Source organism: Brenneria goodwinii (genome assembly GCF_002291445.1).
In the GTDB taxonomy this organism is placed as follows: domain Bacteria; phylum Pseudomonadota; class Gammaproteobacteria; order Enterobacterales; family Enterobacteriaceae; genus Brenneria; species Brenneria goodwinii.
Window position 1 is genome coordinate 4,259,791 of the sequence record NZ_CP014137.1, and the last position, 26,551, is coordinate 4,286,341.

Genomic DNA, 26,551 nt, shown 5'->3' on the forward strand with positions numbered 1-26,551 from the left:
TCGCTCAAGATTTCTCTGGGGAAGTTTCCTGTGCCGCTAATATCGCAGCCAGATTTTCCTCTATCCAGTCCGCCAGGATTTTGACCCGCTCGCTGACCTCTTTGCCCAGCGGCGTCAGACTGTATTCAACATGCGGCGGCACCACCGGGTATGAGGTTCTCAGGATAAAACCATCGCTTTCCAGCCATTGCAGCGTCTGCGCCAGCATCCGCTCGCTGACGCCGCCGATTTTGCGCCGCAGTTGACTGAAGCGAAGCGTTCCATCCAATAATGCCACTAAAATCAGCACGCCCCAACGGCTGGTTACGTGGTTAAGTATCTGGCGGGAAGGACATTTTTCAGCGAACAGATTTCCCTGCAACGGTATAACGGACAATAACGAGGCGGCTTTTACTTTTTCCGGCATGAAACTTACCTTTGTGTGCGTACTTACTTAAAGTTAGTTTATTGTCTATTCTACCTGTCAATGACGGTCAAAAAAAGGAGCTTAATGATGATTGCTGTTACAGGTATCTCTGGTCAGTTGGGGCGTTTAGTTATTGAACAGTTGCTGGAAAAAGTCCCCGCGGGTGAAATCCTGGGATTGGTGCGGGATGTCGCCAAGGTTGCTGATTTAGCCGCCCGCGGTATCCAGGTGAAAGCCGCGGATTACACTCAGCCAGAGTCGCTGATCGCCGCGTTGCAGGGGGTGGATAAACTGTTGCTGATTTCCTCCAGCGAAGTGGGTAAACGCGTGGCGCAACATCGTAATGTGATTGAGGCGGCGGTGCAGGCCAAGGTCAAACTCTTGGCGTATACCAGCATTCTGCATGCCGATCGCTCGCCGTTGGGTCTGGCGAAAGAGCATCGTGAAACCGAGAGCCTCATCAGCGCCTCGGGCTTGCCTTATGTGCTGTTGCGCAATGGCTGGTACACGGAAAACTATGCCGCCAGCATACCGGCTGCCTTGCAGCATGGCGTTTTTATCGGTAGCGCCGGCGAGGGAAAAATCGCCTCAGCCACGCGGGCTGACTATGCCGCCGCCGCCGTTGCCGTGCTGACGCAGGATAATCAGGCCGGTAAGGTTTATGAACTGGCGGGCGATGAGCCGTACACCCTGACGGAATTGGCGGCTGAAATCAGCCTTCATTCTGGTAAAACGGTTAGCTACCAGAATTTGCCCGAAGCGGAATTCAGCGCGGCGCTGGTGGCGGCGGGTTTACCCCCGGTTATCGCCGATATGATTGCCGACTCCGATGTCGGCGCATCCAAGGGCGGTTTATTTGACGACGGCCATCAATTGAGCCGGTTGATCGGGCGCTCAACCACACCGTTGGCGGCCGTGGTGAAGTCGGTAATTAAGTAAGCTGAATACCGGTTACGCAAGACGGGTTATCATGGGGCGCCGGCGTTATTTTACGCCAGCGCCCCATTATCCTGGCGATCCAGGCACAAGTCCCTTCTATGCTGATTCCCGCTAAATGCGGGAGGTGCGGTTCTGCGGCGAAAAACGGCTTTCGGCGTCGTGCGCGAAACCGGAAACTAATAGCGCTCACCCTCGCCAAATGCGCCGTCCAGCAGGCAAATTTGCGCCGCGAAGGCGGCGGCGTTTTTCAGGCTGTCCGATAACGATCTCCCCGCCAGGTGCGCCAGTAAAAACGCGGTGATAAATGCATCGCCAGCGCCGAGCGTGTCTCGCGCCGCCACCTGTTGCGGCGGCTGTTCCAGCCAATGTTGACCGTCAAATAATACGGCGCCTTGCGCGCCGCGGGTAGCGATGGCGTAACGGCTCCCCTGGCGATGAGCGTCAAGCAGAATCCGCCGCGTCTCCTCCAGGCTGCGTTCGGCGCAGGAGAAAAACGCGTAATCCAGCAGCGGGCATAAAGCCAGAGCGGCCTCAACGTCGAAATCATCGGAAAAGTCATACGACAGGCGGCCCGGCAATACGCTCAGCGCGGGCAACTGCTTATCCAGATAGCTGTAAGCGCCGGTGTGCAGCAACGCGAACTGACTCAACCAGGCAATGTCCGTTACGGCGAAATCCATCGATATCCGTTGCCGAATGCCGCCCGCATTGGAGCCAAGGAAAATCCGTTCGCCCTGTTTAATGGTCAGGTCGGCATAGCCGTTTTCACCAGCCGCCACGCGGCAGTGAGACGTATCAATGTTGCGGGCGGCCAGCGCGCGTTGTACATGCGAACCGTTGTCGTCATCGCCAAACACGCCGAGGTAGGCGGCCTGGGCGCCAAGCATTTCCGCGTAGACGCTGAAATTAAGCGCATTGCCGCCCGGATAACGAATATGCGTGTGCGTGTAACGATCAACAACGTTATCGCCGATACCCAGTACTTTCATCATAGCGTCCTTAATAGGCGACTTTCCCCATATAGCGGCGTGTTTCCAACGGGTGTTGCCGCACCAGGGCCAGCGCGGCGCGGTATTCGCACATCACGCTATAGAACAGCACCGGGTTGAAATAGTCCACCACCGGCGCCGGAATAACGCTCAGGCCGAGTTCTTTGGCATCAACGATTTCTACTTTATCGCCATACTGCGCCAGAAAATGGACGGCGCGCTCGTCAAGCGGACGCGTACGGCCTTCATTCACCATCACAATCCACGGCGTGTTTCTATTGGTTACTTCAAAGGGGCCGTGGAAAAACTCGCCGCTGTGAATTGATGCGGCATTGAGCCACTGCATTTCCATTAACGAACAGATAGCGAAACCATAGGCGTGGCCGTAAGAGGCGCCGCTGGAAAGCACATAGAACAGCGATTCATTACGATACCGGTCGGCAAATTCGGCGCAGCGTTGTTGTACCTGCATTCGTGCGCGGGCGATGACGCCATCGATCTGCGCCATCCCGCTCTGGAAATCCGCATAGCCGCTGAACCCTTCGCTTTGCGCTAACGCCTCGACACACAGATTGAGGATCAGCGCCATCGGGTTGGCGACCACCTGGCTGTCGTTGCCCCAAGCATAGAGAATATTACTGTCGGACCAGGCAATCAGCTCGGCCTCGGCATTATGGGTCAGGGTAATGGTGGTACTGCTGTGCTGCTGCGCCAGTTTCGCCGCCGCGACCGATTCCGGCGTATTGCCGCCGTGGGAACAGACAATGGTCAGGGAATTTTTCCCCAGCGTTTTTGGCGCCGCGTGGACGAATTCATTGGCCGTCATCATAAAGCTGTGCAGCGTGGCGGACTCGCAGTTAAGAAAGTAGTGTGCGGGATACATATCCACCAGCGATCCGCCGCAGGCGACAAGAAAGATCTGACGCAGGCCGCCTGCCGGATGAAAACGGTTTTCCATTAACGAAGTGATGATTGCCGCGGTATTCATGAATTAGTCGCCATACACATTGAAATTAAAGTATTTTTTCGCCAGTCGGTCGTAGGTGCCGTCGCGGCGGATTTCGGCAATCGCCTCATTGAGTTGATCGCGCAGTTTGTCGTTCTGCTTATTGACGCCGATACCGGTGCCCGGTCCGAAAATCACGTCATCCTTTACTTGCGGTTCTATCAGAGCAAAGTTTTTACCCTGGGGCTTGCTGAGCAGGGACTCGGTAACCACGGTCGCATCGTCCAGCGTGGCGTCAAGCCTTCCCACGATCATATCGGCATAGACGTCATCGGCGCTGGGGTAGGCGATCACTTCCACGCCGTGGCTTTGCCAGTGTTTTTTGGCGTAAGACTCAAATACCGAGCCTTGCTGCACCCCCAGGCGTTTTCCTTTCAGCGATTCGACTGTGGGTTTTAAACCGCTGGACACCGGGGCGACGAGAAAAGCGGGCGTGTTGAATAACTTGTCGGTAAAGTCGATGGCCTTTTTGCGCTCGTCGGTAATCGACAGAGAGGAGAGAATAGCGTCGAACTTGCGCGCATGCAGCGCAGGGATCAGGCCGTCAAAGCTGCTTTCCACCCATACGCATTTGGCGTTGAGTTTGGCGCACAGCGCGTTGCCGATATCAATATCGAAACCCTGCAATGAACCATCCGCCGCTTTTGATTCAAACGGCGGGAACGTGGGGTCCGTTCCGAAGCGGATCTGCTGTTCAGCGTGAACGTTTAAAGGCAGCCACGGCAACGCGAGGCCAAGCAATAAAAGAGAAAGCGCTTTTTTCATTATTTGCTCCACATTAGTAATGTGTACCATAAAATATACCATGATAGATATACTCACCGACTTAGCTAAAGGCAAGGGGTTGTTTATTTTTTTCTTTTTATAATAATTAGTTATGGCATTATGGTCTGATTTTTATCCTGGCTGTTTGTCATCGTAGCGGCGGTTTTTTGCTGGCTAATCAGACATTCATCGGTATACTTGGTACAAAATTTAGCGATGCTGAGTGAATAAAAATAGACCATGACGGAGATCGGCGAAATAAAACGGCGCCCGCGCAAAGCCTATTTGCAGGCCCGGCAATCTTTGCTGGCGCTATTGGCGACGCCGGAATACAACCAGGGCGATCAAATTCCCGCCGAGCGCGAGCTGGCGGCGCTTTTGCATATCAGCCGGATGACGCTGAGAAAAATTCTTGATGAACTTGTTGCTCAGGGCGTGCTGGAACGGCGCGGCAATCAGGGCACCTGGCTTACGGCCGCCGCCATCGAGCGTCCGTTAACTCAGGCGATAGAACAAGGCATCAGCAAAATCATCGAACATAACGGCGCGGTGCCCAGCAGCCGCCTGATCTACTTTCAGGATGCGGCCGCCAGCGAGCGTATCGCCCGCTTATTGCAGATAGAAACCGGCGCGCCTTTGCTGATGATAAAACGCCTGCGGCTGGCTGATGGCGTACCATTCTGCCTTGAAACCAGCTATCTGCCGCGCCGGCGCGTGCCGGATTTAAGCGCGCCGATGCTCGAAGCCAACGGCTCCTTGTACCGCCTGTTGGCCGAGCGCTACCACATTCAGGGGATCGCGGATGAGGGAACGATTCGGGTTGGCGTAATGAGCGAGGAAGAACAGGCGCTTCTGAACGCGCCGCCAGACAGTCCGGCGCTGGTGTACCGCGGGGTTATTTCCGATCGCCTGAATCAACCGGTGGAATATCTGGTGTCGGTCAATCATCCGCAGCGTGTGACGTTTCGCATCAGCCATAATGCCGTCGGACAGACGGATGTGAATGCTAACGTTCGCTAGCGGTCAATGGTTGGTTGGCCGCCAACGGTACGATTTACTTACGCCATAGCCGTAAACTGTTGCCTGATCTTGGGCGCCGCTCTCCGCCCGTAGCCAAATCCTCATTAATATATATTTCATATTGTGGTAAAAATCTCCCATAAGAATCACGTGTGATATCCTGCCTTTTATCAAATAGATGAAAAAATCTACGACGGCTCCGAACTTACTCACAAAAGGTGATCGCTTGAGCTTGTTTGAATTGCTTGCCGGATGCGCCCATTTATTGGCGGCCATCACACTGCTTTTGGCTAACGTTTTTCCAGACACTCCCTTGCTGGCGATTGCCATGGGCGCCACGGTGCTGGCGACTTTATTACGGTTTAATGCCCTCTCGCTGCTGGCTCGGGGATTTTGTCTGGGCGCTATCGCGGCTTTTGCGTGGGTGGCCTGGCGCTATCCTCTGCAACTGCACGTTATGGTTCAAGCGCTGGCGCAAGGGGTAGCGTTTTCATGCCTGTTGATCGTTCTGGGGCTGTTGCGTTATCCGGTGAGCCGCTCCGGCACCGTGCGCGAGGCGGCCGGATATCTGCTCTCTTTTCCCATCAGCCGCCGCTATGCGGCGGTTAATGCGGGCAGCCATTTTCTTAGCCTGCTATTTAACGTCGGCATCATTCCGCTGATTGCCGACCAATTGGGGAGCGCCAAAGATAAACCGGCCGAAGGTGAAGACCGCATCATGCTGCTGGCGGGGATGCGCGGCGCGGTTCTGATGACCATCTGGTCGCCGATGGGGCTGGGTTTTGCCATTGTCACTACCGCGCTGACGGCGCTGAACGCGACGTATTTTATTGCCGCCGCGTTCGCTTCGGCGATGCTGATTATGATCGTCACCTGCCTGTGGGCGATGCGCTACGAAGACGCGGAAGCGGATACTCACGCCCCCGGCGCGGGATCGGCCGGCTCCGCGCGCACGCTGCTTGGCGTGCTGCTGGCCTGCGCGGCGCTGCTGGCGGCTGTGATCGGTATCCATATCTGGTTACAATGGTCGTTCGTGGTTTCGACGGTGCTGGTGCTTCCGCTGTTCGCGCTGGCCTGGCTATGCCTGGAACGGTCATCTCCCCGCGCCGGCCTGGTTCAGGATGCCCAGCATATTTTTAGAAACATCGGCTCTATGCGGATGGAAAGCGCCATTTTCCTTTCGGCCAATGTGATTGGCGCGGCCATCTCGTTGACCATCCAGCAGCAGCCGGGGTGGCAGGAGCTGCAGTCTGCCCATTTCCCCGCGTTGGCGGTGTTGTTGGCCTGTTTGCTGATTGTTCCGCTGGCTGGCGGCCTGTTCATCCCCCACTCGATTTTCGTGGTGTTGCTGGCCCAGATATTCGGCGCCAGCGAATTGGGGATGGCGCACCCGATGTCATTGGCTTTGGCCCTGACCTTTGGCTGGGCGATGGCCATCGCCATATCGCCCATTAGCGCCATGTCTTTACTGACCGGCGCGCTGTGCGGGGTGAAGCCGCAAAAAGTCGGCTTGCTATGGAACCGCAGCTTCGTTGGGCTGATGTTCGTCGTTTCCGCCGCCATAATCGGCGTGTCTTATAGCTATGGATGGTAATCCTGGTTGGCCCGCCTGAGTCACTTATTTTAGGAGTCTTTCCGTGAAACTCTTCGATGCCGAAGCTACGGCCAAACTACTTCCTTACGATCGTCTGGTTGACGCACTGGATCTGATGACGCAACAAGCCCTGAACGGGCAGGCGCAAGCGCCGGTGCGCCAGAGCGTGCCCGCCCAGGACGGCGGCGTACTGCTGATGATGCCGGCCTCCGATAGCCAACACCTGTGCGTAAAACTGCTTACCGTACACGCGGGCAATCCAAATCGCGGCTTGCCGGCGATTCAGGGCGAACTGGTGCTGATGCGCGCCGATACCGGCCAACGCCTGCTGTCGCTGGATGCGCCGACGGTCACCGCGCGGCGCACGGCGGCGCTCTCGCTGCTGGGCGCGCGCAAATTGGCTCATCCGGATGCCGATACCCTGCTGCTGATTGGTTCCGGCGTACAGGCCAGGGAACATATTCAGGCTTTTGCCCAGCAGTGGCCGTTACGCCGGGTTCGTATTTTGTCCCAGCGTCTGCCGCGCGCCGCGGCTCTGGCGGACTATGTGCGCGAGCATCTGGGGCTGGATGCGGAAGCGATCGAGGCGGTGGATGAACGTGAAGCGCAGGCCGGGCTGATCGTTTCGGCAACCACCAGCCGTACGCCGGTGCTTTCGGTTCGGGTGCCGAATGACAGCACCATTATCGCTGTCGGCGCTTATCAGCCGGAGATGGCGGAGATCGCGCCGGCGGTGGTGCATAGCTGCGATCTGTTCGTCGATACGCTGGAAGGCGCCCGGGAAGAGGCGGGCGATCTGATGCAGGCCGGCATCGAGTGGGGCCGCGTCGGGGAAATTGGCGGTATCGTCAACCCGCGTCCTCGTCAGGGGCGTCCGGTGATGTTTAAAACCGTTGGCACCGCGTTATGGGATCTGGCCGCGGCGAAGCTGGCGGCGGAGATGGCCGGCTTAAGCTGATTTCTTTGTGGCGTTTGCGCATGACGCATGGCGAACGGTTCGTTCGGATCGATGTTAAATCCGGCGGACGAAAGAAGAGCGGGCATAAAAAAGGGCTCGCCGGTTGCGGCAAGCCCTCGCGCGGTTGATTGAGCGATTATTTCATGCAGCTAGCGCATGACTTCTGCTGAATCTGTTGGAAGAAATCATTGCCTTTATCATCCACCAGAATAAACGCCGGGAAGTTTTCCACTTCAATTTTCCAGATGGCTTCCATGCCCAGTTCCGGATATTCCACGCATTCCAGGCTCTTGATGCTCTGCTGAGCCAATACCGCGGCCGGGCCGCCGATACTGCCCAGATAGAATCCGCCGTGTTTATGGCAGGCGTCCGTCACCTGCTGGCTGCGGTTGCCTTTGGCCAGCATAATCATGCTGCCGCCGTGGGATTGCAGCAGATCGACATAGGAGTCCATGCGTCCCGCGGTGGTTGGGCCCAGCGAACCGGAAGCATACCCCGCCGGCGTTTTGGCCGGACCTGCGTAGTAGATCGGGTGATCCTTAACGTACTGCGGCAGGCCTTCGCCGTTATCGATACGCTCTTTCAGCTTCGCATGGGCGATATCGCGGCCCACGATAATGGTTCCGGTCAGGGACAGGCGGGTGGATACCGGGTATTGGGACAGCTGGGCGAGAATTTCCTTCATCGGGCGGTTCAGGTCGATATGCACCACTTCGCCTTCGCCCTGCTGGCGCAGGGATTCGGGAATATAGCGCGCAGGATTGTGTTCCAGTTTTTCAATCCAGATGCCTTCGCGGTTGATTTTGGCTTTGATGTTGCGGTCCGCGGAGCAGGACACGCCCATGCCGACCGGGCAGGATGCTCCGTGGCGCGGCAGGCGAATCACCCGGATATCGTGAGCGAAATATTTACCGCCGAACTGCGCGCCCAGCCCCAGGTTCTGCGCTTCGGCCATCAGTTCCTGCTCCAGTTGTACGTCCCGGAATGCCTGGCCGTGTTCGTTCCCTTCGGTCGGCAGGCCGTCGTAGTATTTGGCGGACGCCAGTTTTACCGTCTTCAGGGTGCTTTCCGCGGAGGTGCCGCCAATCACAAAAGCAATATGGTACGGCGGGCAAGCCGCGGTACCCAGGGTACGCATTTTCTCCACCAGATAGTTTTTCAGCTTGCCGGGGTTAAGCAGCGCCTTGGTTTCCTGATAGAGATAGGTTTTGTTGGCGGATCCGCCGCCTTTGGCCACGCACAGGAATTTATATTCATCGCCATCCACGCTGTAGAGGTCGATTTGCGCGGGCAGGTTGGTGCCGGTATTCACCTCTTTGTACATATCCAGCGCGACATTCTGGGAATAGCGCAGATTGTCTTCGGTATAGGTGTTATACACGCCGCGAGCCAGCGCTGCTTCATCATCGCCGCCGGTCCAGACGCGTTGCCCTTTTTTCCCCATGATAATGGCGGTGCCGGTATCCTGGCAGGTCGGCAAGATGCCTTTGGCGGCGATTTCCGAGTTTCTCAGAAACTGCAACGCAACATACTTGTCGTTTTCGCTGGCTTCGGGATCGTGCAGGATAGATGCGACCTGTTGCTGGTGGGCGGGACGCAGCATAAACGCGGCATCGTGAAAGGCCTGCTGGGCCAGCAGTGTCAACGCTTCGGGAGCGACTTTAAGTACCGGCTGACCTTCAAACTCGCTTACCGAGACGTGTTCGCTGCTTAGCAGGTAATACTCCGTCTCATCTTTGGCGAGGGGGAAAGGAGCCTGATAATGGAAAGGTTTGTTCGACATTTTTTCTCACTTAATTAGTTATTGCCGCTGTTATCGGGTATCAGCAAAAAATATTATTGCGGCATATTGTTCGGTACGGCGTTTGCCAGCCCGGCGCAATGGCGGCTGGCGACCTGTTATCAGAACATCATCAACATCCACGGGTAACCGATAACCAGCAAGGCAACCAGGAAAATTGCGCCGAAAATGGTGCCCAGACGCCAATAGTCCGCTGCCGGCAGGTAGCCGCTGCCATAGTAAATCGGGCTTGGGCCGGTGCCGTAAGGGGTGATAATCCCCATGATACCCAACGACGTTACCATCAATAGGCAGAATACCTGCATGTTCATGCCCGGGATGGTGGAGGCGATGGTCAGCATGGCGGGCAACAGCGCGGTGGTGTGGGCGGTGGTGCTGGCAAACAGATAGTGCAACAGGTAAAAAGCGACCAACAGTACGACGGTCGCCGTGCCGGGGGAGATACCGCCCAGCAATATGCCGCCTTCTTTACCCAGCCAGCCGATAAATCCGGTGGCGGACAGGCCGTCGGCCAATGCCACCAGCGTGCCGAACCAGACGAAGGTATTCCACGCGGCCTTGTTGCCGGTAATGTCGCTCCATTCCAGTACGCCGGTCCACAACATCAGGCTGATTACCAGCAGGGCGGCCAGCGCCGGTTCGATCCAGTTGGCGGCGAAAATCCACATCACCAGCGCACAGCAGACGAACACCAGCAGGAGAATTTCATTACGAGACAGTTTGCCGAGTTTTTCCAGCTCCTGGCTGGCCCAACGCGGCACTTCATCGTTGAATTTCACTTCAGGCGGATAAAGCCAGTAAGCCAGCAGCGGCATGGCCAGGATCAGCAGGATACCCAGCGGCAGGAAGGCGATAAACCAGGTTCCCCAAGAAATGTTAATGCCCACCGTGCTTTTGACTAACGCCAGCGCCAACAGGTTTGGCGCGAGCGCCGACAAGAACATGGAGCTGGTGATGCAGGCGGCGGTAATCGCCACCCACATCAGATAGGAACCGATCTTGCGGGAACTGGGATCATTGGGCTTGGAGCCGTACAACGGCGGCAGGTTGGCGATAATCGGGTAGATCGTACCGCCGCTGCGCGCGGTGTTGGAGGGCGTAAACGGCGCCAGAAGCAAGTCGGCGAAGGTGATGGCGTAACCCAGCGTCAGGCTGCGGCGACCGAGGTATTTCACCAGAATCAGCGCCAGACGGCGGCCAAACTGGGTTTTATCGTAGCCTGCGGCGAACATGAATGCGCCGAAGATCAGCCAAACGGTTGAGTTGCCGAACCCGCTCACCGCCCACTTAAAAGATTGCCCGGCGAGGTTGAAGCCGGGATCGGCCAATTGCTCCGGGCTGAATAGTAACCACTGGCTGCCCAGGGCGATGATGACTAATCCTGTCAGGCCGATCACTGCGCCCGGCAGCGGTTCGAATATCAAGCCGACAATCACGCCGACAAATATGGCGAAGAAGTGCCATGAATAGGGCTGTAATCCATCGGGTGCCGGAGTTAATAGCAATAAGACGGTAATTGCTATCGTCGCCAATATATATTTTAGATTGCTTTTCTGCTTCCCGCATGAGGCTTTTTTAGCCATTTGTGGGGTTTCACTTTTCGCTATTACGTTCATTTCGTTTGTCTATTAAGTAGTTAAGAATATTTTTGGTACGGATAAATATTATGCTTTATTTAGTTTTTTAAATTTATATGGTTATTTAACAATGACATTTTGAATGTTATATTGTCGCCATTTTTCGCATATAAATTATCCAATCCGTAGGATGACCATAATTTATATAATGCGTTTTTCGTATTTATAGCCGTTGATCTCGATCAATAAAATCACTGTGGCGTATCGATTTCGGCAGGTAAGAAATTCCGGTTTTTGTATTTTATTTTTTATTATATTTATCCGTTTTTTTATTTTTCAGGCATTGTTTATACGTAAGTAAATATGTCATTAGGTTTCTTATGGGTATTGGCAGGATAACCTTTCCATAAGTATTGCTTTTAACATCTCAGTAGTGGCGCGGCTTGTAGGGGTGTTAGTGGGTAAACTTTAATTATTTTTTATCTTGGTAAATGAAAAGTTATTTTAATTTAACACAATGTGATCTTTTCTTTTTAAAAGTAATGATGTCTTGGTAAAACGAGTAAATTGGTACTTGGCAAATAGTTAAATAAGTAAATTTAATGATTTTTAAACTAAATATAAAGTTATATTGATAGCATGACATCGGCTATGAATTAAAACCAATAAATAATAAACCGATAACGGATTCAGAGAATATTTATAATTTGGAGTTGATTATTATGAACAGTAACGATCGCATACTGAGTCCCTTTACTTTGCCCAATGGCACCCAGGTAAAAAACCGACTTCTGATGGCGCCGATGACAACCTGCACCGGTTTTTATGACGGCTCCGTCACGAATGAATTAGTGGAATATTATCGGGCTCGCGCCGGTAATATCGGTACTGTTGTTGTTGAGTGTTGTTTTATTGATGATCAAGGCCTGGCATTCCCTGGGGCCATTGGCATTGATAATGACAATAAAATTTCTGGTCTGGCAAAAGTCGCTGAAGCGATCAAAACCAAAGGTTCAAAAGCGATTCTGCAAATCTATCACGGCGGTAGGATGGTCGAGCCTAAACTGATTGGCGGCCAGTCTCCCGTCGGGCCGAGCGCTATCGCCGCGCCCCGTGACGGCGCGCCGACGCCGACGGCCTTAACCGCCGACGAAGTGGAAGGCATGATCGCTAAATTTGGCGAAGGCGTGCGTCGCGCCATTGAGGCCGGATTTGACGGCGTGGAAATCCACGGCGCCAACACCTATCTGATTCAGCAATTCTACTCGCCGAACTCCAACCAGCGTGACGATGAGTGGGGCGGCAGCCGTGACAACCGGGCTAAATTCCCGCTCGCGGTTCTGGACATCACCCACAAGATGGCGCGCAAGTACGCGGACGCTTCCTTCATCATCGGCTACCGCTTCTCGCCGGAGGAAATAGAAGAGCCCGGTATTCGCTTTGACGACACCATGTATCTGCTGGAAAAGCTGGCCGAACGCGGGCTGGATTATCTGCACTTCTCCATGGGTTATACCCTGCGCCCGTCGATCGTCGATACCCTCGATCCCACGCCATTGATCGATAAATATGTCGCCATGCGTTCCGAGACGCTGGCGAAAGTTCCGGTGATGGGCGTAGGCGGGGTGGTTAACAAAGAAGATATCGAGCTGGCGCTGGAACACGGTTACGACATGGTCGCCGTTGGGAAAGCCTGCATCGCGTATCCGGACTGGATCGACCGCATCGCCAGGGATGAGAGAATTGAACTGTTCATCGACAACACCAAGCGTGAAGATCTGATCATTCCGGAACCGCTGTGGCGTTTCTCGCTGGTTGACGCGATGATCCGCGACATGAGCCTATCGTCGAAAAAATTTAAGCCCGGCGTATTCCAGGAAAAAGCGCAGGATGATGCCAACGAACTGGTCATCAACGTTAGTCTTGAAACCGATCGCATCGCCGACATCGCGCTGGACGCCAGTTCCAATCTGGATGTCTCTTTCACGACCAGTTTCGAGGTCATTCGCTCGCGTATTCTGGACGCCAACAGCCCGCATGTGGATGCCGTTACCGGCGCCACGGCGCAAAGCGAAGCGGTGAAAAAAGCGGTTTCCAAAGCATTGGCAAAATCCTGCAAGGCGCAGATTCTGGAAGAAGGCGGTAACCCAGCCACGCCGCAACGCTATGATGTCGTGGTGGTGGGCAGCGGCGGCGCCGGTCTGGCCGCGGCGATTCAAGCCAGTGACGAAGGCGCCAGCGTATTGATTATTGAGAAGATGCCAAGCATTGGCGGCAACACCATCAAGGCCTCCGTCGGTATGAATGCGGCGGAAACCCGTTTCCAGAAAATAAAAGGCATTGTCGACAGCAAAGAGCTGTTTTATCAGGAATCCCTGAAGGGCGGTAAAAACAAAAATAATCCGGAGCTGCTGGCGTGCTTTGTCGAAAATGCGCCGCTGGCCGTGGAATGGCTGGCGGATCACGGTATTGAGCTGAACGATATCACCATCACCGGCGGGATGAGTATCGACCGTACTCACCGTCCGGCGGATCGTTCGGCCGTCGGTGGTTTTCTGATTAGCGGGCTGACGAAGAACATCAATAAACGCAATATTGATGTGATGCTGGATACTTCCGTTACCGATATTCTCTATGAAGCCGGTGCGGTAACCGGCGTCCGCGCCGTCAATGACGAGGGCGAAACTCTGACAATCCTGGCCGGAAGCGTCATTGTCGCCAGCGGCGGCTTCAGCGCCAACCGGGATATGGTTGTGCAGTATCGTTCGGATCTGGACGGTTTCGTCACCACCAACCATAAAGGCGCGACGGGCGACGGTATCGCTATTCTGGAGAAAATTGGGGCCGGTACGGTCGATATGGGCGAAATCCAGATCCACCCGACCGTAGAACAGACCACTTCTTATCTGGTTTCCGAATCAATTCGTGGCGGCGGCGCGATCCTGGTGAATCAGGAAGGCAAACGCTTCTTCAACGAAATGGAAACTCGCGACAAGGTTTCAGCGCAGATTATCAGTTTGCCGGAGAAATACGCTTACGTAGTCTTCGATGAGCAGATAAGAATGAAAAACAAGGCGGCGGACGAGTATATTGCGCGCGGGTTTGTCATCAGCGCCGATTCTCCGCGTGAGCTGGCCGACAAGCTGGATATGGACCTCCACGCTTTCCTGGCAACGCTGGAACGCTACAATGTGTTTGTTGATAAGCAGAATGACGAAGATTTCGGCCGTAAGACCGCCTTGCGTCAGCCTATCAACCAGGGACCGTTCTACGCTATCCGCATTGCTCCCGGGGTTCACCACACCATGGGCGGCGTTACGATTAACCCCGATGCCGCGGTGCTGGATGATCAACAACGGGTCATTCCGGGCGCCTATGCCGCCGGTGAGGTTGTCGGCGGGATCCACGGCGGTAACCGTATCGGCGGCAATGCCGTCGCCGATATCATTATCTTCGGTATTCTGGCAGGCCGTCATGCCGCCGCTCACGCCCTGCGGTAACCGATACCGACCTGAGCTTCGGGTAGCCGAGGCTCAGGGCTCATGATCCTATAATTTTCAGGTGCTCCGCTATGCCGCCAGACGATCGTGTATATGCCTATTCCGCTGTTTTGATGGGGTCACCCATTCTTCTTAAGCTGTTCGGGCATGATGAAAGTCTGGCTTCACAGGTCTTCAGGCTGATAAAACAGCAGGAAAACCGGCTGACGGTTAACCGGGCTCCTTCCGAAGTGATGAATATTAATCATGCGGCGGGCGCGCATCCGGTGGCGGTTAGCCCGCCGGTGTTTAATCTGATCAAACGCGCCAAAGCGGTGAGCCTGCTGGACGATAGCTGTTTTAACTTCGCTATCGGCCCGCTGGTTAAACGCTGGAAAATCGGCTTTCACGGCGACAGCGTTCCCCCCGCCGATGAATTGCGGACTTTGTTGGCGCTGACGGATCCCAGAGACGTGATCCTCAATGAACAGGATGGTTCGGTCTTTCTGCAAAAAGCCGGGATGGAGATCGATCTGGGGGCGATAGCCAAAGGATACATCGCCGATCTGGTCAGGGATTTTCTGCACCAGCGGCAGATTCATCATGCGTTGATCAATCTGGGCGGCAACGTACAGACGCTCGGCGTGCCGCAAAACAGCGGGTTGGACTCCTGGGCGGTTGGCCTGAAAAAACCGTTTTCCAATCCTGAAGCGCTGATTGGCGTTATCAACGTGAAAAATAAATCGGTTGTCACATCCGGTATTTACGAACGTTACTTTGAGCTGGACGGCCGCTGCTATCACCACATCCTCGATCCCAAAACCGGCTACCCGCGGGATAACGAGCTGCTAAGCGTCACGATTATTTCCGACGACTCCATCGACGGCGATATCTATACCACGCTGCTCTACGGCATGGGCGTGGAAAACGGCCTCGCCTATCTATCCGGGCTTCCTCATATTGAAGCCATTTTTGTCACCAGAGACAGGCAGGTTATTCTTTCTTCGCAGCGCCAGTTTACCTTTACCCTATTGGATAACGGTTATCACATGGCGTAATAACCTAACCGTCAGGACGTTTTCCTTCCGTTGCTGATATATTATCACTTTGATAAAGTTAATTTTTCTGGTCTTCTGCATTGGTAAAAATCGACGGCTTCAGCGTATTCTCGCTTTCCCGTATTCATCAGGGCGCTGCGGATGAATTGGAAGCCGCTTTTTATCAATACCTGACCGGATGCAGGATTTCGTTGGAGATGACTGCCGCCGATTGCTGATAAATTTAAGGTGCTAAATCCAAACTCACACAGTGTTCGGCAGGCTTCGCTGCAATATCCGCGCTTCCAATATGCCCGTCCCAGCCAGTAACCAATACCGGCTTTTTGGCGATTAATACCCATCAGCGAGATGGCGCCTATCAGGCTTTGATTCGCCCTAAGCGTGACGGCGAATGCGGCCAGCGTCCCGTTTTCCCAGCCGGGACGATGAGAGGCAATCCATTCCTGCGCCAGCAACGGTGGGTAGGGATGAGGAATATGCGCGGTTACATCGGCAATCTGCGGGTCATTTACCAGTTGATGAACCCGGTCGGCATCATCGGGTTGGAACGGTCTAAGAATAAGTCTCGGTGTTTCAAGGTTCGGCTGTAGCATGATTCTCTCCATGATAATGACTAAAACCGTCACGAATTAAACGTTATCGCGTGTCTATAACCGTCAGGACGACCGTCATCATGGCGAAGATCATGTTTTCCACGCTTAAGGGGCTAAAGCAGGCAGTTCTTCAAGATAACTTTTTAGCGCCGCCTGACTTTGGCTGAGTATCTCCATTTTATGCTGGATTTTTTCCAGTTCCATCTGCAAGGCTGGCCGCACGCGGGGGCAGGGCTGGAAGCGTTTGTTATCGCGGCTTATGCAAGGCAGCACGATACGTATGGTGCCGAGCGTCAAACCCGCTTCGCTCAGGGCCGCTATACGTTCCACGATCGTGACATCGTTTTCACTATATTCCCGGTAGCCTGATTCCCGGCGCTGTGGATTAAGCAGTCCTTGTTCCTCGTAATAGCGCAGCATTCTTACGCTTACGCCGGTTTGCCGCGAATCGATTGTGCGAAATGACGCACGCCCCGTTCGAAGTCAGCCCGCTTATCGTACACGGCATCTTCCATTACCCTATTTTATACGGATACCGGCCTAACCTTCGCCAGCGAGTTGAAAGAACGGTCATCGGCTCCCGGCGCTCGCCATAGGTCCATTTTACCTTCGACAAAGGAACAATTATGAGCACTAACGAGAAGAAAGTCGCCATCGTCACGGGCGCCTCGCGGGGAATCGGCCGGGCTGCGGCTGAGCGGCTTGCCAGGGACGGCTTCGCCGTCATCATCAACTATGCCAGCAGCGATGCCGCAGCCAGGGAGGCGGTGAATGCCATTACGGCTACCGGCGGCGACGTGAAGGCTTTCAAAGCGGACATCGCAAATGAGACGCAGGTCGAGGCGCTCTTCGACTTCACCGAGCAGGAATTCGGCGGCGTGGACGTCACCGTGAACTGCGCGGGCATCATGATTACCAAACCCGTCGTCGATTTCACCGTGGAAGAGTTCGACCGGATGCACGCGATCAACGTCCGCGGAACCTTCCTCGTATCGCGCGAAGCGGCTCGGCGGATGCGCGCGGGAGGCGCCATCATCAACATTTCAACGGCGGCCGAACGTCAGGCGATGCCGGCCTATGGCCCCTATGCCATGTCGAAGGACGCGGTCGAGGGGCTGAACCTTATCCTCGCCCGCGAGCTCAAAGGCCGCGATATCACCGTCAACACGGTCGGCCCCGGTCCCGTGGCTACCGAGCTGTTCCTCAATGGCAAGGATGAAGCGCTTGTCGAGCGGATCGCCAGCTTCAATCCTTTTAATCGCATTGGGCAACCGCCTGAGATTGCTGAAGTGATCTCGTTCCTCGCAGGCTCCGCCCGCTGGATCAATGGACAGACGATCTATGTGAACGGCGGCATGAACTGATCCTCGCTTCCCTGAGTCGATTGCGGGCTTCGTTCACTCTAATTGTACGGACAGCCGTACAGCCTATTCGATTTAGGCCGTATTGTCGGATATATTGGCGCATGATAGATTAAAAAAAGCACTAAAGCGGTAAGCGTGGATTCCCGGACTGGACGGGAGACGAGACTTTCGGTGGCGATCATGAAATCAGTACCAAACCTCAAAGACGCGAGCGATCTCATCGCCGTCGTGGAAGCCGGCGGCTTCCGGGGCGCCGCGCTGGTGCGGCACTCAAGCGCCTCTTCCCTCAGCGATTCGATCCGCCGGCTGGAAGCCGACCTTGGAATACGATTGCTCAATCGTACCACCCGCAGCGTCACGCCTACCGAGGCCGGCGCCAGGCTGATCGAACGTTTGAAGCCGGCATTCTCAGAGATCGAAGCGGCCTTCAACGACCTGAAGGACGAGGCCAACCGCCCGCTTGGCACGCTAAAGCTAAACGTGCCCGTTCCCATTGCCCGCCATGTTCTGCCCGGCATCGCCACGGGATTTCTCGAACGGTTTCCCTGCATCCGCCTGGATGTTGTCATGGAGAATGACTTCAGCGATGTGATCGGTCGTGGGTTCGACGCCGGTGTTCGCTATGAGGAGCGAATCGCCAAGGACATGATCGCCGTCCCTATCGGGCCAAGGCGTCAGCGCTTTGTGGCTGCGGCGTCGGCGTCCTATATCGAAACGTTCGGCTTGCCCGATCACCCGCGGACATTGCTGGTTCAGCATCGTCTCATTGGTAACCGGTTTCCCAGCGGAGCCATATGGCCCTGGGCGTTCGAGCGTGATGACGAGCTGCTGCGCATTATGCCGGATGGCCCCCTGATTTCCAGTTCCATCGATCTTCAACTCGCTTGCGCCGTCTCCGGCGCGGGTATCATCTATACCTTCGAGGATTTTTTGCGCCCGTATCTCGAATCCGGAGAGCTTGTGCCGCTGCTAGAAGAGTGGTGGCAGGAATTCGACGGTCCTTACCTGTATTACCCCAGCCGGCGACACATGCCATCGCCCTTGCGCGCCTTCGTTGACTATATCAAGGAGCTGAACGCCGGGGAGAAACCGTAAGCGCCGACAGCCGCGTCCCATTAGGCGACCGGGCTGCCCGGTCGCTATCCCGATCCGAGCACGCAAAAAGAGAGGCCCAGCCATGACCGTATCCCGTGATGCCGTATTTCCTGCCGGGCGACAAGCCCTGTACGAACGCAACCGCTATTCACCGGCCGTCCGCTCGAACGGTTTTCTTTTCGTCTCGGGCCAGGTCGGCAGCCGGGATGATGGCTCGCCGGAGCCAGAACTGGAAGCGCAGATCCGGCGTGCCTTCGATAACCTGAACTCGGTGCTTGAGGCTGGCGGTTGCACTTTCGATGACGTAGTCGATGTCACCGTGTTTCTTGTCGATCCTCAGTCCACGCTCGATACCGTCTGGAAGGTGCTGCCGGAGTTCTGGGGCGATGTGCCATACCCAACTCTGACGGGGGTCGGCGTCACCTGGCTTTATGGCTTCCAATTCGAGATCAAGGTGGTCGCGCGCCTGCCTGAAGGTACGAAATAAGCCACAGTGCTATTAAAGGTCTTCCCGATCTTAGGCGCTTGTGGTGAAACAAGATGCAGGGACGTCATACCCTGCGCCTTATTTATCGATCCAACTCTACCGAATACGCAATGTCCTTCTGCGCGTCGAGAGCCGCGAGCCGCTGCTGGAGCGCCGCATGGATATTGTCGAAGGCGGATGCTCCGAGCGTCAGACGCAACGGCGTCGTACCCGTATCGATCATTTCGATCATCCGATCGACCACTTTGTCCGCATCGCCAGTGACGGCGAACGCGCCCGAATCAATGCCGCGCTGCACGTCGCCGGCAGGCGTGCCGTCGTAGACCGGCGGCATGGCGGGACGAACCAGGCCGGCCTTGAAATTGGTGGCGGTCGGCCCCGGCTCCACGAGGGTGAAGGTGATGCCGAAGGGTTCCAGCTCCTTGGCCATCGTCTCGACGAAGCCTTCGATCCCCCATTTGGTGGCGTGGTAGAGGCTGAACCCTGGATAGGCGATCTGACCCCCTTCCGAGGAGATTTGTAGCACGCGCCCGCCGCCCTGATTGCGCAAGTGCGCGATCGCGGCGCGGATGAGCGTGATGGAGCCGATGAGGTTCGTATCGATGATCTGGCGAATTTGTTCGTCAGGCACGGCTTCCGCCGGACCGAGGATGCCATAACCGGCATTGGACACGATGACATCGATGCGGCCGAGAGCGGCAAAGGCGCGATCGGTCACGGTACGCACCGCGTCCGCATCGGTCACGTCGAGCTTGGCGACCCACAGCCTGTCACCGTAAGTCGCGACGAGATCGTCGAGTGAATCAAGACGGCGCACCGTGGCGGCCACTCGATCGCCGCGGGCGAGCAGACGTTCGGTGAGAAGGCGGCCGAGACCGGCCGATGTTCCGGTAATGAACCAGGTTTTGCTCATGACAGACTCCAAAATGAGAAATAGGTGGGTGACAGGATTAGATCATAGGGTCATATCATTGTTGCGATAAGAGTGAATTAACCACATGGGTTGGTGTATAAAAACTACCAATGAGCAAACCGACGCTAGCTGATCTCAAAGCCTTCATGGCGGTCGCCGAGCACCGCAGCTTTCGGCGTGCCGCCGATTTGCTGGGGATCGCCCGCCCCTCCGTGAGCCATACCATTCAGAATCTGGAAAATAGCCTGGGAGTTCGCCTGTTTCACCGGACGACGCGCAGCGTGTCCCTGACCGAAGCAGGGCAGCGCCTGCTAGGCCGCCTCGATCCGCTGATGCGCGATCTCGATGCGGCGTTGGAGGAGGTCACCGGCGAACAAGGGAATCTGCAAGGCCAACTGCGCATCAATGGCAATGATGCCGCGATCGGCCTGCTACTGCGGACGGTGGTGCCGGAATTTCTGGCGCGCTATCCCAGCGTCGAGTTGGATCTCGTCGCTGAGGGACGCCTGGTGGATATTGTTGAACAGGGGTTCGACGCGGGTATCCGCTTGCGCGAAGCCGTACCCAAGGACATGGTGGCGATCCCCCTCGGGCCGGACATCCGCTTTCTGGCGGTGGCCTCGCCACGCTACCTGGCCGCACGGCCCGCACCGGAAGTGCCCGATGCGCTTACCCAGCACCAGTGCATCCGGCAGCGTCTGCCCAGCGGCAAGCGCTACCGCTGGGAGTTCAGCAAGCGGGGACAGATGATGGAGATCGACGTGCCCGGTACGCTGACGCTCGACAGCAGCCCGTTGATGCTGGAAGCCGCCATCAAGGGTCTTGGCATCGCCTACATGCCCGAACCCTATGCCCGCGCCGCGCTGGAGGATGGGCGTCTGGTGAGCGTATTGGAAGATTGGTGTCCCCGGATACCGGGGCTGTCGCTGTATTTTCCCGGCCATCGCCACGTTCCGGCGACCCTGCGGGCCTTGATCGATACGATCCAAGCGCTGCGCCATCAATTCGACGACCTGGCTCCGTCGACGCCTCTGCGCAAATCCTCGCCCGCCGTCAAACCACGCTGAGAGGTGCGGCGTGTCACGCGGGCCTGTGTGTATCCGGCGCAATTTGCCGTCTCGTCTGGTAGGCATGCCTGACCGGAGGCATGCCGAATATCCGGGCATAGTCGCGACTGAATTGACAAGGGCTTTCATCACCGACCAGGAAGCCAGCGCTGACGGCATCCGCGGCATCACTCACCATCAGCATAACAAGGCGCTATGCGGGAGCGGTGGAAGTGAGTGGACGCTTAAAGACGCAGCGTTCGATACAGAAGCTGGAATTTTGTTTTATCTGTTTGATTTATCATTATGTTTGTTGGTGCGTTTTTGTGCGATGGGCACATTTATGGACACAAAAAACATATTATGGATAACACATTGAATTTAAATAACAATATGATATTCCTATCACTATTGATTACGCTATCTGCCCCAGTGGAAGTGCGTTTAACTCAGAATGGGCATTCTGCCAGGCATAATAGTATTGGCCCAGTAATGATATGAACCGTTCATTAGTGGGTCGGTTCAATTAAATGACCATCTCATGCACGATCTCCTCCTGAATTCTGCTGTGCCAACCAGCTTTTACCCGCCGGCGTAAGTCGATACCTTTGTCGACTGCTTCTGGGTTTGTCCGGAATCGTCATTTCTATGAATCTACCCGCCAGCGCTGGGAGAAGATAGGTATTGCGGAAGTGATCTTCATGTTTCAATCCCAGAGCGGCCTGGATGTCCGACCGCTTCATTTCCCCTTGTATTACCATTAGTAACCGCAACACTTCCCCGGTGACTTCCCCGGTGACTTCCCCGGTGACTTCCCCGGTGACTGCTTCTGTCAGTGGTCGCCGGATAACCACGCGGAACTGGTTAGCCGCTACATCGTCGATAAGATCGATGGCTGGCCAATCCTGCAATGCGCGGGGAATACCGGTGCCTAAGCCGCGGTAGGGCAGGATATGTACGGCATGCTCGGTCAGCGTGGGATTACGCCGGTTAGTGGCACCGCGACGAATGGCCTCGGTGCTCAGGCTGTCGGGCAGGTGGCCGGGACTGATGATTTCCACCCGATCGGCGAATACCATCAGACGGATAGACGCGCTGGTGAAGTAGTCTCGGTGAATCAACGCATTGACCAACAACTCTTCCAGCGCCTGTTCCGGAATTTCCAGTTGCCCTAGCGTATTAAAGCCTCGTCCGGCCTGTACATGGCGTAGGTTGCGGCGAATAAAGGCAAAGCTGCGCTGGTATTGCTCCAGCAATGTGCCGCCGATGTCTTCGCTGTCCAGATAGCGGGTATCGTGCAGTGCTGTACCGGGGAAAGCGACGGCTTTGACTTCGAAAGCGGGCCGCCAGCGCTGCGGGTGGTGACCGAATAACAACAATCCGGTCAGATTTAGCTCGCGGCCATCGCTCAGGCTGAGGTTTTGCAGCAGTTGTTCCAACGGTTGTCCGGCAAACTCCACATCCTGACCGTAGCGGCGATTGAAATAGTTATGGAAAGCCTTGCCATTGATATCTGTTGGCGACGTACCGGCTATTGGCACCACATCTGCGTAGACCAAGCCGGCAAGTTGGAACATGCGCTGCATCTCTTCGCGAGCTGTCACATGGCGCTTATCCGCTCCCTGTTTGACCCAAATACGGCCCTGGTGATCCACATAGGGTTTGGCAAGGCCATCGGGTACGCTGATCACCATTACGATGCCGTTGGCCGTCTGCACATTTTCAGTGAGAGGATGTACAGGCGGACGCGTGTGCTGCGAAGCGGCATTGCTTAGCAACTGATTCAGACGTCGCACTGCGCTAGCATCCAACCCCAATACCGAGCCATCATCCGCTACGCCGATAAATAACCGGCCGCCGCCACTGTTGGAAAAAGCCGCCAACTCAGCGGCCATACTGTCAGCGTTGGTGGCGTCGCGTTTGAACTGGCGGCGGCTGTCTTCGCCGAGAGCCAGTTGGTGCAGGAGTTCGGCTTCGGTCATTGGCAATATAATCCTTATTGGGTGAACAATTCGCTGGTGCTGCGAATCGTCTGGTGGATGTTGAGATCGGAAAAATGATCTTGTCCGGCAAAATGGATGTAGCTCTAAGCGAGGCAAATTATATCGGACCTTGCCCACTATTCGCATGCGGTCGGTATCGGTTGTGTAATCAACGTCAATGTATCAAATCCCGGACATAAAAGATGAACCTGAACGTATCATGCTGGGATAGGGCCAGAAAGCGAAACATATTGAGAGTTATATCGCCGATCGTCTTAATGAGGTAGCCGGGGAGGGCTGAGTTGACCCGACTCTCAGCGGAGGCGGATAAACAAAAAAATCCCGCATAACAGGCAGCTATGCGGGATGAGTGGAAGTGAGTGGACGCTTACAGACTCAGCGTTACTTGCCGATGCAGAAGCTGGAGAAAATGCGGCCCAGCAGGTCGTCGGAAGTGAATTCGCCGGTTATCTCGCTCAATGCCTGTTGTGCTAAACGGAGTTCCTCGGCTAATAACTCACCAGCGTAAGCGCTCACTAACTGTTCTTTGCCCTGCGCCAAATGCTGGGCCGCCTGTTCCAACGCTTGCAGGTGCCGGCGCCGCGCCAGAAAACCGCCTTCCGTATTGCTGGTGAAGCCCATACTTTGCTTAAGATGCTCACGCAGCGTCTCAATGCCTTCGCCGGTGCGTGCCGATAGGCGAATAAGTGAGTAAGTATTCACATCCTCAATGCCCAGCGGCTCCCCGGTGATGTCGGCTTTATTGCGCACCACGGTAATCGGCAAGGTTCGGGGTAAACGCGCCATGAATTCGGACCAGATGGCGGCAGGTTCAATCGCCTGGGTGGTGGTGCCGTCGACCATAAACAGCACGCGGTCGGCCTGTTCGATTTCCTGCCAGGCGCGTTCGATGCCGATGCGTTCGACTTCATCGTTGGCGTCGCGTAGGCCGGCGGTATCAATGATGTGCAGCGGCATACCGTCAATATGGATATGTTCGCGCAGTACGTCGCGGGTGGTGCCGGCGATATCGGTGACAATCGCCGCTTCCCGCCCGGCTAATGCGTTGAGCAGGCTGGATTTTCCGGCGTTGGGCCGCCCGGCGATCACCACTTTCATGCCTTCACGCAGCAGGCTGCCCTGATGGGCTTCGGCCCTGACCGCGTCCAGATCGGCCATCACATTGTTGAGCTGGCCTTCAATTTTCCCATCGGAGAGAAAATCAATCTCCTCATCGGGGAAATCGATCGCCGCTTCAACGTAAATTCGCAGGTGCGTTAGCGCTTCAACCAGATGATTGATACGGGCGGAAAAAGCCCCCTGTAACGAATTCAGCGCGGAACGCGCGGCCTGTTCAGAGCTGGCGTCAATCAGATCGGCGATGGCCTCCGCCTGCGCCAGATCGAGTTTATCATTCAGAAATGCGCGCTCGGAAAATTCTCCTGGGCGCGCAATGCGCACATCGGGCAAGGTCAAAATACGTTGCAGGAGTATGTCGAGAATAACCGGGCCGCCGTGTCCCTGCAGCTCCAGAACGTCTTCGCCGGTGAACGAGTTGGGGCCGGGAAACCATAAGGCGATCCCTTGATCGAGCGTTGTCCCGTCGGCATCACGAAACGGCAGATAATCGGCGAAGCGCGGCTTGGGCAGCTTACCCAATACGGCTTGCGCCACGGCTGATGCCGCTGGGCCGGAAACACGTAAAATACCTACCCCGCCGCGTCCTGGTGGCGTGGCCTGGGCTACGATGGTGTCGGAATGGCTCATGGTTTTCTCTCAGATGGTATAAAAAATAAGGCGGTCAATGACCGCCTTATCTTGTTTCGCTAGTCAGCTGTGACCGTTAGCTTTTTTTGCGGCTATGCAAGCCACGTTTTTCCAAACCACGGTAAATCAACTGCTGCTGGATGATGGTCACCAGGTTGCTGACGATATAATACAGCACCAGACCAGACGGGAACCACAGGAAGAACACGGTGAAAATAACCGGCATGTAGGTCATGATCTTCTGCTGCATCGGGTCGGTAACGGTGGTCGGCGACATCTTCTGAATGAAGAACATCGTCACGCCCATCAGGATCGGCAGAATGTAGTACGGGTCTTGCGCGGACAGGTCGTGGATCCACAGGGCGAACGGCGCATGGCGCAGTTCAACGGAGCCCATCAGCATGTAGTACAGCGCCAGGAAGATCGGCATCTGAATGACCAGCGGGAAACACCCGCCCAGCGGATTCACTTTCTCCGACTTGTACAGCGCCATCATTTCCTGGCTCATGCGCTGTTTGTCGTCACCGATGCGCTCACGCATTGCCTGCAGTTTTGGCTGCAACATGCGCATCTTCGCCATTGAGGTGTATTGCGCCTTGGTCAGCGGGTACATGATGCCGCGCACGATAAAGGTGATGGCAATAATGGAGAAGCCCCAGTTGCCGATAAAACCGTGCAGGAATTTCAGCAACTTAAACAGCGGCTGAGAAATAAACCACAGCCAGCCGTAATCAACGGTCAAATCCAGGTGCGGCGCTACCGCAGCCATTTTGTCCTGAATTTCCGGGCCGACCCACAGGGTGGCATTCAGGTTTTGCTGACTGCCGGCCGGCACCATGACCGGAGTAGATTTAAAGCCGATGGCGGCCTGACCGTTACCAAGATTGTTGGTATAGAAGGTATTGGCGCCTGCGGTGGTCGGGATCCAGGCGGTAGCAAAGTACTGCTGCAACATCGCTACCCAGCCGCCGTTGGTGGTGATGTTCAGGTTCTCGTCCATGTCGCCGAAGCTGTATTTCTTATACTTCTCTTCGCTGGAGGAGAACGCCGCGCCGCGGTAGGTATGCAGCGCAAAGTTGCTGCTGCCGGTGTCGCGGTGTTTGGGTAAATTAATGGATTGCTTCAACTGGCCGAACAGCGTGAGTTCCAACGGCTGGGCGCTGCTGTTATTGATGCTGTAATCAACATTCAGCGCATAGTCACTCCGTTTCAATATGAACGTTTTGGTGTAAGTGACGCCGTCAGCCGCGGTATAGGTCAGCGGAATACGCAGTTCGTTTTGACCATCGGCCAGCTCAAAGTGATCCTGATCGGCCGTGAACAAGGGGCGCGGGCCATTGGCCGGATTATCCGGGCCGTTTTTGCCTGTCAGGCCGCTTTGCGCCTGATAAACGAATTCGGGTGTGGTTTCCAGCAACAGGAAGGGGGTATTGGAACCCAGCGTGTCCGGATACGCCAACAGGCTAGCCTGCTCAATGTCGCCGCCACGGGTATTGATGGTCAGAGACAATACGTCAGTTTTAACCGTGATGAGTTTACCTTGGCCGCTAGCGGGTACGCCCTGGTTACTGGTATCACCGGGTGCTGCATTCGTCGCCTGCTGTATGGCCTGCGTGGTAGCTGGCGGATTTTTGTCCGTTTCCCAGGCTTGCCAGATCATAAAGGTTACGAATAGCAGAGCGATGAGAAAAAGATTGCGTTGCGAATCCATC

Annotated in this window: 22 protein-coding genes; 10 read left to right on the plus strand and 12 right to left on the minus strand. The window is 55.5% G+C overall.

The features are described from left to right. Positions 1–4: 4 nt before the first annotated feature. Positions 5–406: a winged helix-turn-helix transcriptional regulator gene (locus ACN28R_RS18890; protein WP_048636846.1), complete on the minus strand. Its 402-nt coding sequence runs from the start codon at positions 404–406 to the stop codon at positions 5–7. A gap of 87 nt (positions 407–493) precedes the next feature. Here ACN28R_RS18890 and ACN28R_RS18895 point away from each other — a divergent pair, with 87 nt between their 5' ends. Next, a complete protein-coding gene (locus ACN28R_RS18895; protein WP_095835199.1) occupies positions 494–1,345 on the plus strand; it encodes an SDR family oxidoreductase in 852 nt (283 codons plus the stop codon). A 176-nt stretch (positions 1,346–1,521) separates the two neighbouring features. Here the strand turns inward: ACN28R_RS18895 and ACN28R_RS18900 are convergent, their stop codons facing one another. Genes ACN28R_RS18900 through ACN28R_RS18910 form a run of 3 tightly spaced genes read right to left on the minus strand, consistent with a single transcriptional unit; the run spans position 1,522 to position 4,105 of the window. Next, positions 1,522–2,334, minus strand: a complete 813-nt coding sequence (locus ACN28R_RS18900; RefSeq protein ID WP_095835200.1) for a PfkB family carbohydrate kinase — start codon at positions 2,332–2,334, stop codon at positions 1,522–1,524. Positions 2,335–2,344: 10 nt separating this feature from the next. After that, entirely contained in the window at positions 2,345–3,322 is a 978-nt protein-coding gene (locus ACN28R_RS18905; protein WP_095835201.1) for an SIS domain-containing protein, read from the minus strand. 3 nt (positions 3,323–3,325) lie between these two features. Further along, entirely contained in the window at positions 3,326–4,105 is a 780-nt protein-coding gene (locus ACN28R_RS18910; RefSeq protein WP_048636850.1) for an ABC transporter substrate-binding protein, read from the minus strand. 240 nt (positions 4,106–4,345) lie between these two features. Here ACN28R_RS18910 and ACN28R_RS18915 point away from each other — a divergent pair, with 240 nt between their 5' ends. The 3 genes from ACN28R_RS18915 (at position 4,346) to ACN28R_RS18925 (ending at position 7,677) form a co-directional block, all read left to right on the plus strand. Further along, the gene (locus ACN28R_RS18915; RefSeq protein ID WP_095835202.1) at positions 4,346–5,125 is read left to right on the plus strand and encodes a GntR family transcriptional regulator; all 780 of its coding nucleotides are present in this window, start codon (positions 4,346–4,348) and stop codon (positions 5,123–5,125) included. 226 nt (positions 5,126–5,351) lie between these two features. Beyond that, complete coding sequence (locus ACN28R_RS18920) at positions 5,352–6,719, plus strand: hypothetical protein (RefSeq protein WP_145957981.1); 1,368 nt, start codon at positions 5,352–5,354, stop codon at positions 6,717–6,719. 43 nt (positions 6,720–6,762) lie between these two features. Then, positions 6,763–7,677, plus strand: a complete 915-nt coding sequence (locus ACN28R_RS18925; protein WP_095835204.1) for a delta(1)-pyrroline-2-carboxylate reductase family protein — start codon at positions 6,763–6,765, stop codon at positions 7,675–7,677. A 136-nt stretch (positions 7,678–7,813) separates the two neighbouring features. Here ACN28R_RS18925 and fumA read toward each other — a convergent pair whose 3' ends face one another. After that, on the minus strand, positions 7,814–9,460 hold the full coding sequence (gene fumA, locus ACN28R_RS18930) for a class I fumarate hydratase FumA (protein WP_095835205.1): 1,647 nt from the start codon (positions 9,458–9,460) through the stop codon (positions 7,814–7,816). Positions 9,461–9,579: 119 nt separating this feature from the next. Then, positions 9,580–11,061 (minus strand): anion permease, encoded by a 1,482-nt coding sequence (locus tag ACN28R_RS18935; RefSeq protein ID WP_048636856.1) that lies wholly within the window; start codon positions 11,059–11,061, stop codon positions 9,580–9,582. A 716-nt stretch (positions 11,062–11,777) separates the two neighbouring features. Between ACN28R_RS18935 and ACN28R_RS18940 the strand changes: the two genes are divergently transcribed. Together ACN28R_RS18940 and ACN28R_RS18945 are read left to right on the plus strand one after the other, a co-directional pair. After that, positions 11,778–14,555 carry a flavocytochrome c gene (locus tag ACN28R_RS18940; RefSeq protein WP_095835206.1) on the plus strand — a complete coding sequence of 926 codons (2,778 nt, stop codon included), beginning with the start codon at positions 11,778–11,780 and terminating at the stop codon, positions 14,553–14,555. 71 nt (positions 14,556–14,626) lie between these two features. Beyond that, a complete protein-coding gene (locus ACN28R_RS18945) occupies positions 14,627–15,592 on the plus strand; it encodes an FAD:protein FMN transferase (RefSeq protein WP_095835207.1) in 966 nt (321 codons plus the stop codon). Between the two features lie 44 nt (positions 15,593–15,636). Here the strand turns inward: ACN28R_RS18945 and ACN28R_RS18950 are convergent, their stop codons facing one another. Continuing rightward, positions 15,637–16,218 (minus strand): GNAT family N-acetyltransferase, encoded by a 582-nt coding sequence (locus tag ACN28R_RS18950; RefSeq protein ID WP_145957982.1) that lies wholly within the window; start codon positions 16,216–16,218, stop codon positions 15,637–15,639. Between the two features lie 72 nt (positions 16,219–16,290). After that, positions 16,291–16,638, minus strand: coding sequence for a MerR family transcriptional regulator (locus ACN28R_RS18955; RefSeq protein WP_072065823.1), 348 nt, complete (start codon positions 16,636–16,638; stop codon positions 16,291–16,293). Positions 16,639–16,811: 173 nt separating this feature from the next. Here ACN28R_RS18955 and ACN28R_RS18960 point away from each other — a divergent pair, with 173 nt between their 5' ends. The 3 genes from ACN28R_RS18960 to ACN28R_RS18970 all read left to right on the plus strand — a co-directional run bounded on the left by ACN28R_RS18960 (position 16,812) and on the right by ACN28R_RS18970 (position 19,131). Continuing rightward, complete coding sequence (locus tag ACN28R_RS18960) at positions 16,812–17,549, plus strand: SDR family oxidoreductase (RefSeq protein ID WP_095835209.1); 738 nt, start codon at positions 16,812–16,814, stop codon at positions 17,547–17,549. Positions 17,550–17,729: 180 nt separating this feature from the next. Next, positions 17,730–18,644, plus strand: coding sequence for a LysR family transcriptional regulator (locus ACN28R_RS18965; RefSeq protein ID WP_095835210.1), 915 nt, complete (start codon positions 17,730–17,732; stop codon positions 18,642–18,644). A gap of 82 nt (positions 18,645–18,726) precedes the next feature. Beyond that, a complete protein-coding gene (locus ACN28R_RS18970; protein ID WP_095835211.1) occupies positions 18,727–19,131 on the plus strand; it encodes a RidA family protein in 405 nt (134 codons plus the stop codon). Positions 19,132–19,213: 82 nt separating this feature from the next. On the opposite strand, the gene ACN28R_RS18975 is transcribed toward ACN28R_RS18970, so the two are convergent. Further along, complete coding sequence (locus ACN28R_RS18975) at positions 19,214–20,044, minus strand: SDR family oxidoreductase (RefSeq protein ID WP_095835212.1); 831 nt, start codon at positions 20,042–20,044, stop codon at positions 19,214–19,216. Between the two features lie 110 nt (positions 20,045–20,154). Here ACN28R_RS18975 and ACN28R_RS18980 point away from each other — a divergent pair, with 110 nt between their 5' ends. Next, positions 20,155–21,111, plus strand: coding sequence for a LysR family transcriptional regulator (locus ACN28R_RS18980; protein WP_095835213.1), 957 nt, complete (start codon positions 20,155–20,157; stop codon positions 21,109–21,111). Positions 21,112–21,629: 518 nt separating this feature from the next. Here the strand turns inward: ACN28R_RS18980 and ACN28R_RS18985 are convergent. From ACN28R_RS18985 to yidC, 3 genes are all read right to left on the minus strand, one after another. Further along, positions 21,630–23,072: a Fic family protein gene (locus ACN28R_RS18985; protein ID WP_095835214.1), complete on the minus strand. Its 1,443-nt coding sequence runs from the start codon at positions 23,070–23,072 to the stop codon at positions 21,630–21,632. A gap of 402 nt (positions 23,073–23,474) precedes the next feature. After that, positions 23,475–24,839 carry a tRNA uridine-5-carboxymethylaminomethyl(34) synthesis GTPase MnmE gene (gene mnmE, locus ACN28R_RS18990; RefSeq protein WP_095835215.1) on the minus strand — a complete coding sequence of 455 codons (1,365 nt, stop codon included), beginning with the start codon at positions 24,837–24,839 and terminating at the stop codon, positions 23,475–23,477. Positions 24,840–24,915: 76 nt separating this feature from the next. Then, the gene (gene yidC / locus ACN28R_RS18995) at positions 24,916–26,550 is read right to left on the minus strand and encodes a membrane protein insertase YidC (protein WP_048636868.1); all 1,635 of its coding nucleotides are present in this window, start codon (positions 26,548–26,550) and stop codon (positions 24,916–24,918) included. Between the last annotated feature and the right edge of the window lies 1 nt (position 26,551).